Annotated in this window: 2 protein-coding genes; one reads left to right on the top strand and one right to left on the bottom strand. The window is 41.8% G+C overall.

What is annotated here, in order from left to right; translation table 11 throughout:
* On the top strand, positions 1-1,059 hold a 1,059-nt coding region (locus V2H77_RS00780), incomplete at its 5' end, for a phage tail fiber protein (protein ID WP_341497276.1).
* Position 1,060: 1 nt separating this feature from the next.
* On the opposite strand, the gene V2H77_RS00775 is transcribed toward V2H77_RS00780, so the two are convergent.
* A partial coding sequence (locus tag V2H77_RS00775; protein ID WP_341497275.1) for a phage tail protein occupies positions 1,061-2,104 on the bottom strand: 1,044 nt, incomplete at its 5' end.

Genomic DNA, 2,104 nt, shown 5'->3' with positions numbered 1-2,104 from the left:
AAAAACCTCGGTTTAGTGGAAACGGTAAATTTGGCAAAAAGTGCCGTGCCGAGCAGTCGGAAAATTAATGGCAAAACACTAACCGGGGATGTGAGTTTGAGTGCCGGGGATGTGAGGGCTTTGCCGATTTCGAGTAATTTAAATGTCCAAACAGGCACATTGAGAATCAATAATGCTTCGAATTGGCCGAATCTTGAGTTTGCCGCGACAAACGGCCACATCATTGGTCTTGAAGGGACACAGGGTAACAGAATCACAATTTACGCTAACGATGCAGCCCGCAAACGCAGATATACATTAATAACACCGGAGAAAGGCGGCACACTAGCAACAATAGATGAAGTCATTAACACAAATGGTGGTGTTGTTGGGAAAAACTCATATTCTACAACCGATGATTTTGATAAAGTTCCACCTAATTCTACATTTTTTGGATACTCAGAAGGGCTAAATGGGGCCGGAATAACGGGCCCTGGTATTAAACTTTCAGGGGGAGGTGGTGCATTTCGTGGTTATGACCTTATGATTCAGGCTGCATATTATGCGGGAAGTAGTGGTTTATACTTTAGGTCGCGTAATGGCGACGGTGCTGGTCGTTGGAATCCGTGGTATAGCATTTGGTCAACAAGTAACGCAAAACCCGACACTAACGGATTCCTTAAGCAATCTTCCCCGATAGTAGAAATCTATCCCGATGGCACATTCAAAACGAATGACGAATCCAAAGAGGCAACAGTCAAACGGCTTTCAGAGGGAGTTTATTTCATCACTGGAGTTCTTGGATTCAATGCAGATGCCGCTTGGGGCGGTGGGGATGGCGGAATTGAAATACCGTTGTGTAAAAACAAGTTACCCCTCATCTGGATTGATTATGAAGTTATGCAAGATGGTTCAATAAAACTCATGACATATCATCGTGAGCATCCAGATGCGCCAACATTCGCCAGAAATGTGAGAGAGGGTTACACTGACGGTAATTTGATTGATATCCCACAAGGCCGATTTATCTCTGTTCGTGTGCAAATGCCAGCCATCCCTGATAAGCTACCGACTGTTTAACTTATCTACCGCTTGCTGCTTGGCGTTCCATACTGATATCTTCCGGCATCTGGACACGGACGTCTAAACGGTAGTTATCAGGAATATCACAAGGTTCTCCATCTTCATAAAATACACGCTCGTTATTCTTATCAATAAGCTTAAGTCGCCAGTTCTGAAAACGGGTTGGTAAGTGAGAGTGCTGTCTGTGAAAGGTTTCGATGATAATAGAGCCATTACATTGAACACGGTCATCGATAAAAATTAGTTCTAAGCCGTTATTGTCTTTTGGTACTGATATCCCACCATGTACACCCCATGCACCATCAGCGTTATAACCCGTAATGTTTGATATACGATATACGCCGGTCCCCTCTTTTGTGACTTTTGCCCCCTCTGATTCTCCGTTAGTTGAAAACGTACCATTAGAGTAGATTTCGACTATTGGAGATGACTTTTTGTAAAATCCGTTTCCGTCTGTTGTAACATTGACACCAATCAACAGAAATTCTTTAATTGAATTCCACTTGTTAGAATTGCTTGAATATGTTCTTAAAAAACACCTATCTGTATTAACGTTACCACCTGTTATAGCTATTTCTGACTGAGCTGTATTTGATCCATAATTTACTCTTATTATTGATACCCACCGTGTTGGATATACTTTTGCTTCGTCGGCAACATAAAAACCTGATCCAACAAGACTATTAGTGTCTATGTATTGAGATACGCGCGCGCCCAACCCAAAAGCCCCAACATCCATTTTTTTATTTAAGTCATTATTACTTGCCTTACTATCAACCACTGTTTTTAATGAATTAAAGTCATTGGTTAACACCGCATTTCTCGCCAATTCCACGGTTTCCGACAAACCGAGGTTTTTCACAAACTCATTTTTATCAGGAATATCTGCGCCGTTTTGATTTTTTGCCAATCGGTTATTAGCATTATCATTTACATCAGAAACAAGCTTCTGTGTTACCGCGAGGGTATTACTGTTACCGGTTTTATCTGTGAGCTGAGTAACACCTTTTTGTGTTAATGAGGCATTTGGCACTTCGGTTGG

Source organism: Photorhabdus sp. P32, assembly GCF_038085095.1.
GTDB classification, from domain to species: domain Bacteria; phylum Pseudomonadota; class Gammaproteobacteria; order Enterobacterales; family Enterobacteriaceae; genus Photorhabdus; species Photorhabdus luminescens.
Note: the sequence above shows the minus strand (reverse complement) of the source record. Positions and strands in the feature narration are given on the sequence as shown.